The sequence below is a fragment of the Candidatus Hydrogenedentota bacterium genome (genome assembly GCA_035416745.1).
GTDB lineage: Bacteria > Hydrogenedentota > Hydrogenedentia > Hydrogenedentales > SLHB01 > UBA2224.
The window spans coordinates 1-16,126 of the sequence record DAOLNV010000105.1; the positions used below are offsets into that span (position 1 = coordinate 1).

13 protein-coding genes are annotated in these 16,126 nt (G+C 61.8%); 8 read left to right on the plus strand and 5 right to left on the minus strand.

Annotated elements, in window-relative coordinates:
* Window positions 1-209: DUF4870 domain-containing protein (locus tag PLJ71_20350; protein HQM51044.1), on the plus strand; the 209-nt coding region annotated here is incomplete at its 5' end.
* 15 nt (window positions 210-224) lie between these two features.
* On the opposite strand, the gene PLJ71_20355 is transcribed toward PLJ71_20350, so the two are convergent.
* Window positions 225-2,021: a glycoside hydrolase family 31 protein gene (locus tag PLJ71_20355; GenBank protein ID HQM51045.1), complete on the minus strand. Its 1,797-nt coding sequence runs from the start codon at window positions 2,019-2,021 to the stop codon at window positions 225-227.
* A 156-nt stretch (window positions 2,022-2,177) separates the two neighbouring features.
* On the opposite strand from PLJ71_20355, the gene PLJ71_20360 reads away from it, so the two are divergent.
* Window positions 2,178-4,019 carry a glycosyl hydrolase gene (locus tag PLJ71_20360; protein HQM51046.1) on the plus strand — a complete coding sequence of 614 codons (1,842 nt, stop codon included), beginning with the start codon at window positions 2,178-2,180 and terminating at the stop codon, window positions 4,017-4,019.
* A 588-nt stretch (window positions 4,020-4,607) separates the two neighbouring features.
* Here the strand turns inward: PLJ71_20360 and PLJ71_20365 are convergent.
* The 4 genes from PLJ71_20365 to PLJ71_20380 all read right to left on the minus strand — a co-directional run bounded on the left by PLJ71_20365 (window position 4,608) and on the right by PLJ71_20380 (window position 9,865).
* A complete protein-coding gene (locus tag PLJ71_20365) occupies window positions 4,608-6,104 on the minus strand; it encodes a hypothetical protein (protein HQM51047.1) in 1,497 nt (498 codons plus the stop codon).
* A 4-nt stretch (window positions 6,105-6,108) separates the two neighbouring features.
* The gene (locus tag PLJ71_20370; GenBank protein ID HQM51048.1) at window positions 6,109-7,620 is read right to left on the minus strand and encodes a hypothetical protein; all 1,512 of its coding nucleotides are present in this window, start codon (window positions 7,618-7,620) and stop codon (window positions 6,109-6,111) included.
* Window positions 7,621-7,778: 158 nt separating this feature from the next.
* Window positions 7,779-8,726, minus strand: a complete 948-nt coding sequence (trxB, locus tag PLJ71_20375; protein HQM51049.1) for a thioredoxin-disulfide reductase — start codon at window positions 8,724-8,726, stop codon at window positions 7,779-7,781.
* A 191-nt stretch (window positions 8,727-8,917) separates the two neighbouring features.
* A complete protein-coding gene (locus PLJ71_20380) occupies window positions 8,918-9,865 on the minus strand; it encodes a hypothetical protein (GenBank protein HQM51050.1) in 948 nt (315 codons plus the stop codon).
* 539 nt (window positions 9,866-10,404) lie between these two features.
* Here PLJ71_20380 and queC point away from each other — a divergent pair.
* The 6 genes from queC to PLJ71_20410 form a co-directional block, all read left to right on the plus strand.
* Window positions 10,405-11,109, plus strand: coding sequence for a 7-cyano-7-deazaguanine synthase QueC (gene queC / locus PLJ71_20385; protein HQM51051.1), 705 nt, complete (start codon window positions 10,405-10,407; stop codon window positions 11,107-11,109).
* Window positions 11,110-11,130: 21 nt separating this feature from the next.
* Complete coding sequence (locus tag PLJ71_20390; protein ID HQM51052.1) at window positions 11,131-11,436, plus strand: antibiotic biosynthesis monooxygenase; 306 nt, start codon at window positions 11,131-11,133, stop codon at window positions 11,434-11,436.
* A 57-nt stretch (window positions 11,437-11,493) separates the two neighbouring features.
* Complete coding sequence (locus PLJ71_20395) at window positions 11,494-12,978, plus strand: prolyl oligopeptidase family serine peptidase (GenBank protein HQM51053.1); 1,485 nt, start codon at window positions 11,494-11,496, stop codon at window positions 12,976-12,978.
* Window positions 12,975-13,934, plus strand: a complete 960-nt coding sequence (locus PLJ71_20400; protein HQM51054.1) for a hypothetical protein — start codon at window positions 12,975-12,977, stop codon at window positions 13,932-13,934. The genes PLJ71_20395 and PLJ71_20400 overlap by 4 nt, the downstream gene beginning before the upstream one ends.
* 344 nt (window positions 13,935-14,278) lie before the next feature.
* The gene (locus PLJ71_20405; GenBank protein ID HQM51055.1) at window positions 14,279-15,631 is read left to right on the plus strand and encodes an HDOD domain-containing protein; all 1,353 of its coding nucleotides are present in this window, start codon (window positions 14,279-14,281) and stop codon (window positions 15,629-15,631) included.
* Window positions 15,632-15,839: 208 nt separating this feature from the next.
* A partial coding sequence (locus PLJ71_20410; GenBank protein HQM51056.1) for a hypothetical protein occupies window positions 15,840-16,126 on the plus strand: 287 nt, incomplete at its 3' end.

A 16,126-nucleotide genomic window follows, 5' to 3' on the forward strand; every position in this document is an offset into this window, starting at 1 on the left:
ACACGGAGGGCGAGGAGGCAGTCAACTTCCAAATCACCATGTCGATTGGTCTGCTGATCGGGTTTCTCCTGGCGTCCATACACCCGGTGTTCGGGATCGTACTCATAGCCGTGGCGGTAGTCGACTTGGTTTTCGTGCTGATTGCCTCCACTAAGGCCAACGTGGGCGAATCGTACCGTTATCCTCTGGCGTTCCGGTTCTTCAAGTAGTCTCGGGCATCGCCTTCAGCGGGCAATCCGGTATTCGCAGAGTGCCGGAGGCGAGGAGGTCTTGAGCAACAGCTTTTGGTCCCGCGGCTCGTAGCGCCAAGCGCCGTTCTCCTCCAAAACGCGGTCGTTGAGCCGAATTTCCGAGGGTTTTGGCTCCGCCCAATGCACCCGCAGGATATGCGGGTGGGCTTCTCCTTCAAGTACGATTTCCACGCCGTCCTTGTCAAACCCGGAGACAGTCACCCGAGTGGAGCGGGTCTCGTCATGCATGAAACAGTAATGCGCGCTGTCGTCGGAGGGCCAGATGCACCACGTCAGAAACCCTTCGGAATCGCGGTCGCCGAAACCCGTGTAGGGCCGGCGCACCTCAAGCGGAAATATCGCCCCATCCTCGACGAACACCGGAAACTCATCAAGCGGGAAATCGCGAGTGATGGCCGCGGGGCCTGTAATCACTTCGTTGTCGTCAAACAGATAGCGCCACCGGCCTCCCGGGATTTCCACGGTCCGCGTGAACGAATCTTCGTAGACAGGCGCCACGAGAAAGGTCTCGCCGAACATGTACTGGTATTTGCCTTTGACGGGCCGCATCAATACCTGGCCGGAAGCGGCTGCACCCTGTTCGCCCGGCTTCCCGAAGCGCTGCAAATCGAACGAGTGCATGAACGGGACCAGCTCTGTGTGCAGCCAGGCATATTGCCGGATGATTTCGAGCTCCTCGGGGCTGCGTTTCCACAGGGCGCGTTCGCCGTGGCCGCCGTTCAAGAACAGGCCGCAAAACGCCGAGAACTGCGCCCACCGGATGTATAAGCGCGGGGGGATGTCCGAGCCCCCGAAACCGCCGACATCCGACCCAATGACGTTGTATCCGAGCCTGGCGCTGCGCAAGATGTCGCGCAGAGCTTCCTGAATGCCCTCGTGTTCGAGGTCCCACGCGTGGTCCTGGTCCCCGACCCAGTTGACCGGCGAGGCATCCATAGGGGCGAATCCCTCCGTGTGGAAGTAGCCGTCGAGCGAGCGCGAGAGCGTAATGAACTCCGGGTTCAATTCCCGCGTCAGGGCGTTGCGGTACTCGTCGCGGTAATAATGGTCCATGTACCCGCGGGTAGTCATCCAGCCCCCGTAGGTCTTCTGATAGGGAAACGGCACCCCGAACGGCCGCGAAAAGAAGAACGTGGCCGTGCCGTCCAGTTTCCAGCCGTCTATGCCCCATTCGAGGACGGGGCGCTGCAGTTCGCGCCACCACGCCACGGCTTCAGGATTGGTGTAATCGATAAACCCGCCCTTGCCTTTCCACCACCCCGCCTGGAAGTCACCCGCCGCAAGGTACCCGTTGTCGCGGGCCTCCCCATACCAGTCCGACGAGTCGAGGATGGCCGTGTCGTCGTTCTCGCTATTGACCATGCAAGTCATCCACAGGACCACGCGGTACCCGCGCTCCTGCAAGCCGGTGAAGAACACCTCAGGGGCAGGATATCGGGCCTGGTCAACCTGGAAATCGTTGTAGCGGGTGCTCCAGGGGCTGTCAATCAGGACGGTGCGCACGGGGATATCGTGTTCTTCGTAACCTTCGAGCAGTTCGAGGACGGCGTCCGCGGTGTTGGTATCGTCCTCCCACAGCCAGCATTCCAGGGCCCATCTCGGGGTGACGGGAGGCGGCCCGTGGCGGGTCACATTAAACGGCATGCCGCACAACGGCAGAAACCAATACAACCAAGCAAGGACAACGGCGAGCGCAACAAACGCAACGCCAAACAGCATAATCCGGAACCAACAGCCCCTGCGTTTCGTCTTCGATATCGGCTGGGTCATTACGCCACCTTAGTTTTGGGGACACAATACTCAATTGAGATTTCGCGCACGCTGCCTGCCTCACGTATGTCGGCCATTCTTAGTCGTAATTGAGTATTGTGTCCCCAAAAACCATAGTATATCGTGTAATCCTGAGAATCGCGAGAAGGAGCAGGCATGGCAACGCTGCAACAATTCATGGACGCGCCGCGAGAGTTTTCACTGATCCCGTTCTGGTTCTGGAACGATGAACTCACCGAAGAGGAAATCAAGCGGCAAATAGACGATTTCGAGGCGCACGGCGTCTACGGATTCATCCCGCATGCGCGAATCGGGCTGCCCGAGTCCATCGGATTTGCCTCCGAAGCATGGCTTCACTTCACGAAAGTCGCGGTCGACTATGCCGCCGCCAAGGGCATGATCGTCGTCCTCTACGACGAGGGGATGTATCCGTCGGGCTCGTGCGCGGGGAAGGTCGTGGCCGAGAATCCGCGTTATGCCACGCGCAGTCTCGAGCGGCGCCCAATAGACCAGCCCGTCACTGGCGATGAGGAACTCGTGGCCGCCTCCGGCGGCGTGCTCTACGTGAACCGCCGCTCGAACGGCCACATTCGCGGGGTACATTACGGGGAAGACGACGGCGAACCCGGCGCGCCGCCCTCCGGCGACCTGTTGAACCCGGAATCGACCGCATGTTTCTTCCGGCTCGCACTCGATTCGCACTACGAGGCCCTCAAAGAACATTTCGGCAAGACGGTCAAGGCCGTTTTCACCGACGAGCCGTCCGTTCTCGGGCGCGGCGCCATCAAAGATGTTAAACCCTGGACCTGGGGCTTCGAAACGTTTCTGAGCACGTACCTCGGATACGATTTTCTGCCGCATCTGGAGGCGCTCTGGAGCGATGATCACCCCGATGCGGGAAAATACCGCCAGGACTTCGACCGCGCCGTCAATGCGCGGCTCGAACAAACCTATTACGCCCCTTACAGCCGCTGGTGTGAAGCGCACGGTGTGGCGCTCACGGGGCATCCAGCCCACCCCGGCGACATTGGCGTGTCGAAATACTTCCAAATCCCCGGCCAGGACATTGTGTGGCGCTATATCGAGCCGTTCCAGGACAAGTCCCTCGAAGGCGAGCAATCGACCATGGCAAAGTGCAGCGCGTCCGCCCAGCGCCACTACGGGCGCACGCGCAACGCTAACGAATGCTTCGGCGCCTACGGATGGGAGTTCACCTTCGAGGAAAGCCAGTGGATCACCAATTGGCTCCTCGTGCGCGGCGTCAATCTTCTCATGCCCCACGCCTTTTACTATTCCGTGCGCGATAAGCGGCGCGACGAACGCCCGCCGGATGTCGGACCGAACAACACCTGGTGGGACCGGTACAAGCCTTATGCCGACTACTGCCGCCGGATGTGCTGGCTCATCGCCCAAGGCGCCCAGGTGTGCGACGTGGCCATTCTGGGCACGGCCACGCAGTTGCCGTGGCGGGCCGCCCGCGTGTTGTTTGAACACCAGCGGGACTTCAACTATCTCGATTGCGACACGCTCCTCAATGCCTGCACCGTGGATGCCGACGCTGTCCGCATACGCGACATGGCCTACAAAGCCCTTGTCGTGGACGGCCCCGGGTATCTTAGCGCGCCGGTCCTGGCCAAACTCGCGCCGATGATCGAATCCGGGCGCGTCGTGGCATACACCGAGCCCGCGCCGGGGGTAGGGGTGCTCGCGCCGGATCCCGGCTCTCTCGTGGCGCGCCTGTCGGAACTGGCCGCGCCGGATGTCGTGGTCGACCCGCCTCAGCCGGGCTTGCGCTACCATCACGTGCGCGACGCCGACGCCGACATGTACCTCTTCGTCAACGAAGCGCCCGAACCTGTCCGCGCCACTGTTTCGGTACGCGCTGCCGGACGTACGCGCGAGTGGTGGAACCCCCGCACCGCCGAAGTGCTTGCCGGCGCTTCGGGAAACAGCGTCGAAATCCCCCCTTATCAGGGCCGCGTCCTGCGCTGCTCCTGAGACGCTTCCTGACGGGGTGACAAGGTCCCGGCGATAATAGGGGCACCGGGTACAGACCGGGCACATAGTCTGCAGATTAGACCAGGAATCATCGTTTGCTGTTCTGCGGCGATGGAGCAGGAAAGGAGACCTGATGATCGTGAGAGCGCCGGGCCGTGTCTGTCCCTTTCTCCGGCGCGGTAACCCTTGATATTCGGCCTCTTCAGGGCCGACGTGGAATATCGCGGACCCCGCAGGGGTCCGTTCCGGTGGGCACGACCCAGTCAGATGGGCAACAGATCATCTAAGCACACGGGTAACACTTCTTGTACAACCATGGCAGGAGAAATACTACTATGCCTTGGAAGGAAATATTGCCTATGTGTGAACGGGCGCCGCTTGTTGCAGCGTACAAACGGGAAACAGCGTCGGTGTTGGAATTGTCCCGCGGGAACGCAGCGTATCGCAATACGCCCCTCCAGCGATCTGGGCGACGGCAGCATGTGTATTGCCTTGGAGATGCCTTTGCGTGACAGCTGCTCTCGGCGGTCATTTGCAAACAGCTCCCAGGGGAAGACATGACCGGCGAGAACGCCGGCCACGGGGCGCCTATTCCCCGCTCTTGCGGAATTGCAGGGAGTAAAGGTCCGCGTCGCTCATGACGAAACGGAGCCGCACGGGCTGCCCGGCGAGCGCCCCGATGGCGGCGTTTTTCCAGGCAACGGGCCGCGCAAGGGCGTCGCCGAAGATCTCGTAGCAATCGTCGAGCGCGAACCCCTGGACAGGCTGTCCGTCAGGGGATTGGACCTCGACCCGAATGTTTCCCGCGGCGGAGGTGGCAAAGTTAAGGACGAGTTCGGCGCCCTCGAACACGAGGGGTTTCGTGAGGATTTCCCCGCCGCTGAGAGGCGCTTCGATGGACACGAACCCGTCGATGCGTAACGTGTAGCGGCGAAGTTTGCTCGAGTTACCGGTCCAATAGCTTTCGGTAGCGTAGAGTGAGAGTTCCTTGGGCGCGCCTTCCATGGCGGATTCGGTTTCGACGGCGTGCCATGCGATGTAGTTGTCGCCATACGCCCAATTATCGGCGCGCTCGATGCCCGGCGGCAGGAAGGCTTCGTTCCAGCGGCGGAACCGCACGCCGTCACGGCTGGTCATCAGCAGGGCTTCGGTGAGGGCCATGCCGTAGCGGTCGCTCGCGGCCGAGCGCAGGTGACGGTGCTCGGGGTTTGGCAATGCCTCCATCGACGGCGGCCATCCTCGCTCGACGTAACGTGACGGAAACCCGATGAAGATGTGAGGCGCACGGTAATACGGTTTGACCTGGTTCGTGTACAGCTGCTCGACGGGCGAGTCCACGTATTCGAGCCATTGGGCCTCGGTCCATGTGCGGAAATCCTGCGAGGTGGCGGTCCGAATGCCGCGTATCCCCTCGTTAAAATCGCGAACGTAGGCGCGGTACTCGTTGCGGACTTCGTCCCAGAACACGAGGTTCTGGGTATCAAACGCGTAGCCGGTCATAATCGGCGCGTCCTGGATGAAGGACCAATGGATGCCGTCGGCCGACTTGAATCCGTAGAGGCCCCCTTCCCCGTAGCCCGCGGCTTTGTACAGCTCATCGGGGGGACAGCCGGGCCGGGGATCCTTGAAAGGAGTGAAATCGTGCGAGCCTTTGCCGACCCATACGATGTTGTTGTCTTTCGAGCCTTCGTATTCGAAAAGGCCAAGGTTGGGTTTCACCCAGTGGATCCCGTCGGTGCTGTGCGCGTAGGCGGCCACCGTATCATGCGGAATGTTCACGCCCCCTGCGGGCAGCACGTCCAGGTGCCAGGCTTTGTAGTACATGCGGTAGAGCGGCCCATCCTGGAAGACCGTATGGTAGCCGGAGCCACTGCCTTCCCAGGGCTCGTTGTGGTCGAGGACGATTTCGCGCGGCACGGGGTGATGCATACGGAACGCGGCGCCGCCCGACAGGTTCTCGATGAGGTAATCATCGGCCAGCAGTTCGAGCCTCGAACCGAGCGAGACGGGCCCCGCGTCTTGAGCAGACGCCATGGCCGACATGGCAAGAACCCCAACAGTAGCAGCAAATAACACGCGTCTCATTCCATCAACCCTCCTTTCGGTTTACGGTTTCCTGGACAAATTGCAGCGAATAGAGGTCTGCGTCCCGCATGACGAACCGAAGACGGATGGGACGCCCCGCGAGGCTGCTGATATCGATGCCGCTTTTCCATGTCACGATACGAGCGATGCTGTCGCCGAATAGGGGCGGGCAATCCGCCAGGGCATACCCCTCGAGCGGCGTGCCGGCCGCGTCCTGGATCTCGATGGCGATGGCGCCGGCCGCCGAGGTGGCGAAATTGAGCGAGAGCGCGTTGCCGGCAAACACCAGCGGCTTTGTGATTATCTCGCCGCCCCGCCATTCCGCCCGAAGCGATACGAATCCGTCGACCCGCAACGTGAACCGCCTCAGCATCGAGCTGTCGCCCGTCCAGTAGCTTTCGGTGGCGTAAATGGAGATCTCCCTGGGTGCGCCCGGCATCGGCGAAGCCGTCTCGACGATGCCCCAGTTCTGGTAATTGTCGCCGTAGACCCAATTATGGCGGGTACGGAGGCCCGGCCGAAGAAAAGTGCGATCCCAGCGGCGGAACGTGTGGGCATCGCGGCTGGTCATGAACAGCCCGTCGGTGAGCGCGGTGCCTTCGCGGGGCGAGGCTTCCGAGCGCTTGTGACGGTGTTCAGGCTCGGGCAAGGCTTCCATCGAGGGCGACCACCCACGGTCGAGGTAGCGCGTCGGGAATCCCAGAAAGATGTGCGGGGCCCGGTAATAGGGGATGATCTGGTTGGTGTAGAGTTGCTCGACGGGCGCGCCCGGGTACTCAAGCCAGGCCGGCTCGCTCCAGGCCGCAAAATCCGGCGAGGTGGCCGTGCGCACATCGCGGACCCCGTGTTCCACGCCGGGCGTCCTCCTGAAGTCGCGGGTGTAGCAGCGGTATTCGCCGCGCGCGGCGTCCCAGAACGCGACGTTCTGGGTATCGAACGCGCCCAGGGTGACGATGGGCCCCTGGCCCAGCTGCCTCCAGTGAAGCCCGTCCGGCGAGGCCCAGGCGTACAGGCCGCGCGGCTCGCTCGTCCGCATCCCCACGGCCTTGTAGCGTTCCTCGGGAGGACAGACGGGATTCGTATCGATAAATGGGTTGAAATCGTGTGACCCTTCGGCGCTCCAAACGATGTTGTTGCGGGTCGAGCCCTCGAATTCGAACAGGCCGAGTTCGGGCTTGACCCAATGGATGCCGTCGATGCTGTGCGCATACCCTATCACGATGTCGTGGGCGGGCGGTTCGCCGAGGAGTTTTTGCTCCGCGCACTTGTAATACATGCGGTAAAGTGGGCCATCCTGGAAGATGGTGTGGTAGCTGCAGGAGTTGCCTTCCCATGGCTCGTCGTGCGTGATGACGATTTCCTGGGGTACCGGCTCATGAAGCCGGAACGCGGCGGCCCCGGTCACGGATTCGACCAGAAAATCATCGACGAGCAACTCGAGACGCGGCCCGACATCAACGGACCCTGCCTCGGCCCCCGTCAACATCGCCGACACGCAAAGCAGAGCAGTTAACATTTGCAGTGTTCCTATGAGTGTGAGAAGAAAACGCCCCGTCATCCCGTGACGAAGCAGCCGCAACATGGTCGCCCAATCACGCCGCGCGTGTCAACGCCGATTGCCGCACGTCCTCTTTTTGCCTGGAGCTTTTCAGGCTTTGCGCGGATGCCCGCACCCTAGGCGTGTTGAGTTTCGAGCCAGCGGGCGCAGTCCAGGGCCGCTTTGCAGCCCGAGCCGGCAGCGGTGATCGCCTGCCGGTAAACGGGATCCGCCACATCGCCCGCCGCAAAGACCCCTGCGACATTGGTCTTCGAAGTGCCCGGCTCGACCTTGAGATAGCCAACCGCATCCATATCGAGGACGCCCCGGAACAGGCCCGTGTTGGGTTCGTGGCCGATGGCGGAGAAGTATCCGGCGGCCTGGATGTCGCGCGTCTCGCCCGAATGCACATCCCTGACACGGACGGCGGTGACACCGTTGGAGTCGTCGCCGAGGACCTCGTCGACCACGCTGTTCCATTCGATGGTGATTCTGGGGTTGGCCATGGCGCGCTCGCCCATGATCTTGCTGGCGCGGAGCTTGTCGCGCCGGTGGATGACATGCACGCGGCTGGCGAAGTTGGCGAGGAAAAGGGCTTCCTCTATGGCCGTGTCGCCGCCGCCCACAACGACGACGGGTTTGCCGCGGAACCGCGGGAGCGCGCCGTCGCAGGTGGCGCAAGCCGATACGCCGCGGTTCATGAACTTCTCTTCGGATTCGAGCCCGAGGTATTTGGCGGTCGCCCCAGTGGCGATAATGACAGCTTCGGTCTCCCATGCTTCATCGCCCGAGAAGACCTTGAAGGGCCTCTTGTTCAGAGCGGCCGCCGTAACCGTCTTGGAAACCACGTTGGCCCCGAAGCGTTGCGCTTGCTTCTTGAACAGATCCATGATTTGGGGTCCGCTCACGCCGTCAGGAAACCCGGGGAAATTCTCAACCTCGGTGGTGGTCATGAGTTGTCCGCCGGGCAGGATTTCCTTGCTCAGTTCTCCTTCGAACACAAGCGGCTGAAGATTGGCTCGCCCGGCGTAAATCGCGGCCGTAAATGCTGCCGGCCCGGAACCGATGATGACAACCCGTTCCATACGTCTCCTCCGCTGTTGCTGACGGGTGATAAGAAGTTATTCAGAACCACGATCGCACGCAGTATACGAAAGCGGCTCCGCACACACAAGAATCCCCTTCTCTGGCGATGGCTTTCGACGTCCTTCTCGAGCCCAAACGCCCGTGTTTCCGGCGTAATTCCGCGAGCCGCCTCGGGGAGCACTGTCGCGGCTCAGTCGGGCGAATCGTCTTTCATGCCCATCGCGACCCACGCCCGCAGGACGGCGACCTGGTCTTGGGACAAGGGCTCGCCTCCCTTGGGCATCCGGGGCTGCAGTTCGCCAGTGACATATTGGATGAGCGGGCTCTTCTCCGGCTGGCCTGCGCGGACCGACGGCCCCGATTTCCTGCCTCCCACAAGCATGGCGTCGATGGTTTCGAGGCTAAGACCACTGGCTTTGCCATGGCAGCCGTAACAGTGTTCCCGGAGGATTGGGACGACTTCCGCCACGTAGCTCACCTCGCGCACGGGCGGCGCGGGCACGGCGGGCGCGGGTTCCACAGCGGGGACCGGAGGCGCCGCCGGGGCGGGAACCGAGCTGGCATCCGGCGAAGCCGGTCCGGAAAGAACCGTTGCGGGCTGGGCGGCCGCAGGCGCGGGGGGCGCCAGTCCCTGGCTCATCAGCTGCTGTTTGCATTCGAGGGCGGGCGTTCCCAGGCCGTGAACATAGACCATGGTGCCGCCGTAGTGCCCGGTCAGCGCGACCCATGTGGCAGTCGCGAGCGCCGCCAGCACGGCCAGCACCCCCGCGCCCGCACGCATGCGCGGGCTTTTGACCATGGTGCCCGCTGTCAGAATGGCCGTAACCAGCGCGAAGATCCAGACCTTTCCGGCCATTTCCTCATGGTTGTGCACAAGATTCCATACGGGCTCTTCAATAACACCGGTCCCGTTCGGCAGGGCTTCGCGCGCATTCACACCCGTCTGCACCGTGGCAAACGCGGCGATTGTCAGACCCAGATACGCCGCGATGGCCAGCCATCGAATCGCCGAGCCCTTCTCCTCGAGAATGGCCGACAATACGACCAGAGGGACCCCCAGAAACGCCAGGGAGATCGGCGCATGCACCGCCAAGGCATGCACCATGGCCGGTTTTCCAAACATGTCGAGCAGCCCCATATCAGCGTTCTCCTTCGTGGCCCGGTTGGCCGCGCGGAAGCTTCGTCAGATGCGAACCGTCCTGGCCTGCAATGCCGGTTACGACGGCCCGCGGCCTGCTGAGATTGCCCATGGCCCCGGTTCCTTTCACTCAGCGCCTGCGCTGGAACCGATTATAGGGACGCCCATGCCCCCAGGCAACCACGACGTCGACACTCATACCGCCGGATAGTACGAAGATTGGGGAAACTTACACGGAGACACAAAGGAAAGACACGGAAGAAATGGCGCCCGCGCGGAAGCCGAAATCCATTCAGCCTCCCCGCTTATGACGCGGGAAATCCCCGCCCTCATCAAAGCCTCGCCGAAATTGAGCAGATAGCCGAGTCTGCTCCCGTCAAGGGCAGATAGTTCAACGCCTGCCTATGGTGGGCCTTCGTGTGCCCTGCGTCTCCGTGTGAGCGCATTCCTGTCCGGCGACCGGGGCCTGGATTGACCGCTCGGACGGCGTTCTCGTACCATGCTCCCTGGCGCTGGAAGGCATCCCAGAGGTACTGCCTATGAACCTGACTGCTATCGAAACGCCGGCCGTTGTCCTGTTGAGCGGCGGGATGGACTCGTCGACCCTGCTTCACCACGTCGCAAAGAACTCTCATCATCGTCCGCTCCATGCGATTTCGTTTCATTACGGTCAACGGCACGCGCGGGAACTCGAGTGCGCCCGCTGGCAGGCGCTTGCGGCAGGGGTTGACCGCCACCAGGTGTTCGACGTGTCTTTCCTGGGCGAGCTTGTGAGGGGCGGCACGGCGCTGGTAGAGGGCGGCGATGAAGTCCCCGACCTCGTGGACCTGCCTGAGTCCGAAAGGGAGCAGCCGCCCACGTACGTGCCGAACCGCAACATGATGCTGTTGTCGATGGCGGCGGCCTATGCCGAAGCCCATGGCACGGTGGACGTGTATTACGGCGCTCAGGCACAGGACCAATATGGCTACTGGGACTGCACCGTCGAGTTTCTCGAACGGATAAACCGCGTGCTGGCACTGAACAGGCGCACGACGGTGTTGATATATGCACCGTTCGCGGCCATGCGGAAGGTGGAATTGCTGCGGCTCGGCCTCGACCTGGGCGTCGACTACTCGCACACGTGGAGCTGCTACCGCGGCGGAGAAAAGGCCTGCGGGACCTGCCCAACCTGCGTCGAGCGGCTGAACGCCTTCCGTGACATTGGCGCCGCCGACCCCCTCGAATACGAAACGGTCCCGTAACGCGTCCAGGAGGAGAGAGCCATGCTTGTCGTTCATGTCCATGTCCATGTGAAACCGGAGTGCGTGGAGGCGTTCAAAGAAGCTTCGCTCGAGAACGCGCGCCATAGTGTCGAGGAACCGGGAATCGCGCGGTTCGACGTGATTCAGCAACTCGACCACCCGACCCATTTTGTGCTCGTCGAGGTGTACCGCACCGAAGACGGCCCCGCGCGGCACAAGGAAACCGCGCATTACCTGAAATGGCGCGACGCCGTGGCCGGGATGATGGCCGAGCCGCGTCAGAGCACCAAGTATGTCAATTGCTACCCCGGCGACGCCGGCTGGTAACCGTGTCGCGCAGGGATCGGATGTAGCCCCAGGAAGTCAACCCGAGGAGGCATGTGCATGCTGTTTGAACTGGCGATACTTCTGTCCGCGCAGTGCGCGGCCGCGAATGAGGGGTTCCTGACAAGCCGGATACGGGCAGAGTCCGGGTTTGACGGCGCGGTAACGGTCGTCACGGAAGGCGAGCAAAAAAACTTCAGCTACGTAATCGTCGAAATTCCCTACCGCGACATCCACGGCAAGCCCAAGAAAGGGCAGGCCCGGCTCGTGGTCGACCGCGGGGCCATGGCTGACGGGAAACGGCTGCCCGCCTTCTGTCATGTCCACTACGAGAAGAGCGTGAACGACGCAACCGTCTGGTGCAAGCGGGATTGGGCCGTTCTCACGGCGCATTATGGCGAGCCGGCCAGCGGGGGGTACCCCCTCGAGCTGTGCACGGGCGACAGCTACAATCTCGCCAAGGCGATGATCCAGTGGGTGCGGAGGCAGCCATTTATCGACCGATCGCGCCTTCACCTCGAAGGCGGGAGCGCCGGAGGCTACATGACCCTCGCCATGAGCGCCGAGATGTTTCCCGTCACCTGCGCCGTCGCGGAAGCGCCCGTGGTCAACTGGTCCTACAACCTCGCCTACTTCGAGGCCAACAAGGCCGCCGCCAAATGGCCTCAGGAGGACCTCGCCCAGTCGCCGTTGCCCGTTGTGTGCGCGGTTACCATGCTCGTGGACTGGTCGGTGAACACATTTCAGAAGCCCATACAGGACGAGGTCTGGTATTACCTCAGCCCCATCGCGTACTGGGACCAGATTACGAACCCGGTGATGGTTGTCGTTGCCACGGGCGACATGCTCGTGCCCATCGAGCAGGTCAGCAGCACGTACGTGCGCCCGTACGAGCCCAAGGCCTTTCCCGAGGGATACACGCGGGACTTCCAGGCGCTCACACCCATCGAGGCCGCGCGCGTTACGTTGGAGGAATGTATCCCTGGCGATGAGTGGAGCTCGGCAACCATGCCGCTCCAGGACAAGAGCTATGAAATCACCCTCGACTACTTCCTGAAGAAATCGGAGCCTCCCGAGGGCCCCCAAGAACAGGATCGGCCGTGGTCGAAAGACAAACAATGGTCGATCGTGCTCTGCGAGGAAGGTCCGCCCGTCCCCTTCGCGACGCATATGCGCTACAAATGGAGCACATCCCCGGACACCTTCGCGGACTATTATCGCGAGACTATCCCTTCGCCCGACATTCTGAGCGCCGCCAAGCTTGCCCGTCTGCTCCTGCGGTATATGGGTGTCGACGATTTCCGCGTGTCCATCGGCCAGGAGAACACCACGGCCAACCGCTGCAATTTCGAGCGCCTCGAACAACTCGACGTCGTCACGGGATTGCTCGACTATGCGGCCATGGGCCCGGACCATGCCAAGCGGCTCGGAGACTACTACCGAGTTGCGGTGGCGCATCCTTTCGGAGACGAGGCGGACATTGCGGTACTCACGAGCATTCGTAACCGGTTGCTGGCCGAACTGAACCTGGAGGAACAACCATGACGTGCTTCCTGATCATCGCTGCAGCGGGAATGACAATGGCGCAAGCGGAGGGTGCGGGTATGAAGGACGCGGCGCATTACGTCGAGTTGAAGACCGAATCCCTGACGGCCGTCATCGGCGACAACGAGCCCATGGGCGAGCACCACCGAAAACTCTACAACGGGGTCTTTTCCCTCTCGACGCCCTCCCTGGCGGAATCGCCCTTCGTTCCCGCCTATGCGGGGCTGAACCTCGAACACTACTTTGACGTCCGCGAGCGCAACAGGGATAACACGATATTCTTCGAGCCGCGCCACGCGCCCATGGCGCTGCGCTCCGCCGGCGACAACGCAGTCGAGTTGTACCAGGTTGAAACGCCCTTCTATGGCGTCGAAAGCTGGACGCGCTTCTCCGTATCCGCCCCGTACTACATCGACATGGCCTATCGCTGCATCCCCCGCAAGGAAGCATTCGCCGGAGGGTTCATGGGCGTGTTCTGGGCGTCTTACATCAACGCGCCCGCCGACAAGAGCATCTATTTCCTCGCGGCGGGGTCCTCTCTCGACAAGCCCCAGTGGGTGCAGTACTGCACGCAGGTCCATGGCCACGCCAGTACTGTATTGTACGAGAACGACTCGTTCTCCCCCGATTTTGGAGAGGGCGAAGGGGCGCTATTCGAGGACTACTCGCCGTTGCGCTATGCCGAGCCGTTCTACTACGGCCTGTTCCGCGGCCACGTGCTGATATACATCTTCGAGCGCGGGCCAATGGTCCGTTTCTCCCATTCGCCATCGGGGGGCGGCCCCACAGCCGCCGGCGACGACACCAATCCCGCGTGGGATTTCCAGCTCATCGTCCCCGGATGCAAAGCCGATCAGGAATACGGCCTGCGCATGCGTCTCGTCTACAAGCCATGGGCAGGGCGCGACGACGTCATCGCCGAGGTGCGGAAGGCGTATGAGACTGTCCTTAAGTGAGCAGGGAATCCGGCCATCTTGCCTCGGAATGGACGAGACGCCTCAAGGAATGCCGCCCTTGCAAGGCCCAGCCACGGTTTCTGGTAACGGAGACGATGCCGCCAGGTAAAGGCATCCTATCGTGTTTCAGATACTTTTATTGTAAGGCAATTCGCCTACTTGACTGATACGCATTTGAGACCTACACTTAGCGCAAGCGACCGCGGTCCGGCGATGGACGGCGGAGCAGGTATACGTGGGTTGCACGGGCATTTCTCTGATGCGGAGGCGGGGTTGCAGCACAAGCGGGAGTCCGGAGCCAGGAGACGCCATGAGATGGGGGGTATCCCCCTGATGGAAAGAGAATGAAACTATCTTCTAAAGACCCTTCGAAAAAGCCTATCGGGGAATTGCTTGTCGAAGCAGGCCTGATAAGACCCGAACACATCGAGGAAGCCCTCCAGAAACAGCGGCGCGAGGGCGGCAAGATGGTCGAGATCCTTATTGGCCTTGGCAGGCTTCAAACGAATGAATTTGTGCGGTTTCTCGCACGGCAGGGGGGCGTTCCCAGCATCGACCTCGCGCATTACGAGATCCCCGTCCAAATCATCGGGCTGGTACAGCGGGATTTCGTCATAAAGAACGAGGCCATTCCCATCGACAAGCTGGGCAGGTTGCTGACCGTGGCCATGGTGTGCCCGCTCGACTCGGATACGATCCAGGAATTGGAGACGATGACCCAGAGCAAGGTCAAACCGCTCTTGTGCTCGCCCGAGGCCATACGCATGGCCATTCAACGGTACTATCCTGCCCCGGGGATGGCGGGACTGTTCAAGCGGGATGCCACCCGGCCCAATGTCGAGGGACTCGAAGGGGCTTTGAGCCTCCGAAACGCCACGCGGCTCGTTCGGGAAATCGAATCGTTGCCGGCGTTGCCCGACACCGTGCGGCGGGTGCGCGAATCCGCGGCCGACGCCACGGCCTCCGTCAAGGAAGTGGGGAAAATCATTTCCACGGATCCCGCCGTTACGGCGAAGATTCTCAGCGTGGCCAATTCCGCCGCCTATGGTTTTTGCCACCGGGTCGACAGCGTCTCGCATGCTGTCTCGCTGCTCGGTCTGCGGGAGACCTATGCGTTGGTGCTTTCCATGGCCATCGCGGACATCATGAGAGGCGCGAAAGGCTTCAATTACAAGCGGTTCTGGCAAAATGCGGTGACCTGCGCGGCTGCGGCGCGGCTTCTGGCCGAACAACACGGCCGGAAGGACAACAACGGCGTGTTCTCGGCAGGATTACTCCATAATCTCGGGGAACTCGCGCTGGCCCACGTCGCTCCGGGCGCCTATTCGCAGATTCCCCCCAATTTATACGGCCAAGCGTTGATCGAGGCAGAACAAAAGGCGATAGGCATTGCCCATCCGGAAGCGGGATACGAGCTGGCCCTGCATTGGGAACTGCCCCAGCATCTTGCGGAACCTATCCGGTTCCATCATGCGCCGGAACAGGCAACGAGATATGTCGACATCGTGTCGTTGATTGCCATCGCAGTGTTAATGGTGCATGCCTCGATGTCTGACGAGTCCCAGGACGACAGCGTATTCGAAGGACACAAAGATGTTCTTGCCCGGGCCGGGCTCGAATTGGAACGTGCCAAAGCCGCGTATCGCGCGTTTCTGACGAAGCGGGGCGAACTCTCTGCCGAGGTGTTTACCGCGTGAAGCCTGTTCTGGTTGCCGCCAGACACTGCGGCGGCTTCCCTGCAAAAATTGCATAACAGACAGCGAATTGTGCTGTCTTTGCGCAGTAATGAGCCATGGAACGGGCGGAATTGCTGGCACGACACTTGCACCCTCAGCAGGTGGAACACGAAATGGCACGCCCCCTCAGAGAATGCAATCCCACGGGGGGCCTGAAAGGAGACCCACCATGTTTACGATGAAACGGCTTGCGATTCCCGCGCTTGCTCTTGCCGCGGTGTTTGCTCTGGCCGCGCTGCCGGTGATTGCCCAAGGCGATCGCCCGCCCAGAAACCCCAACAACATACTCGAGAATGTCGAGGCCGGTCCCGAGACTGCGGCTCCGGCGGAAACTGCCGAAACATGTCCGATGGCCCCCCAAGATGACCGTCCCCAATTGGGACGCGGCCGCGCCGCATGCGAGGGATACGGCGAAGGTTTCGGCCCCCGTGCCGGACGCGGCCCCGGTGAAGGCCA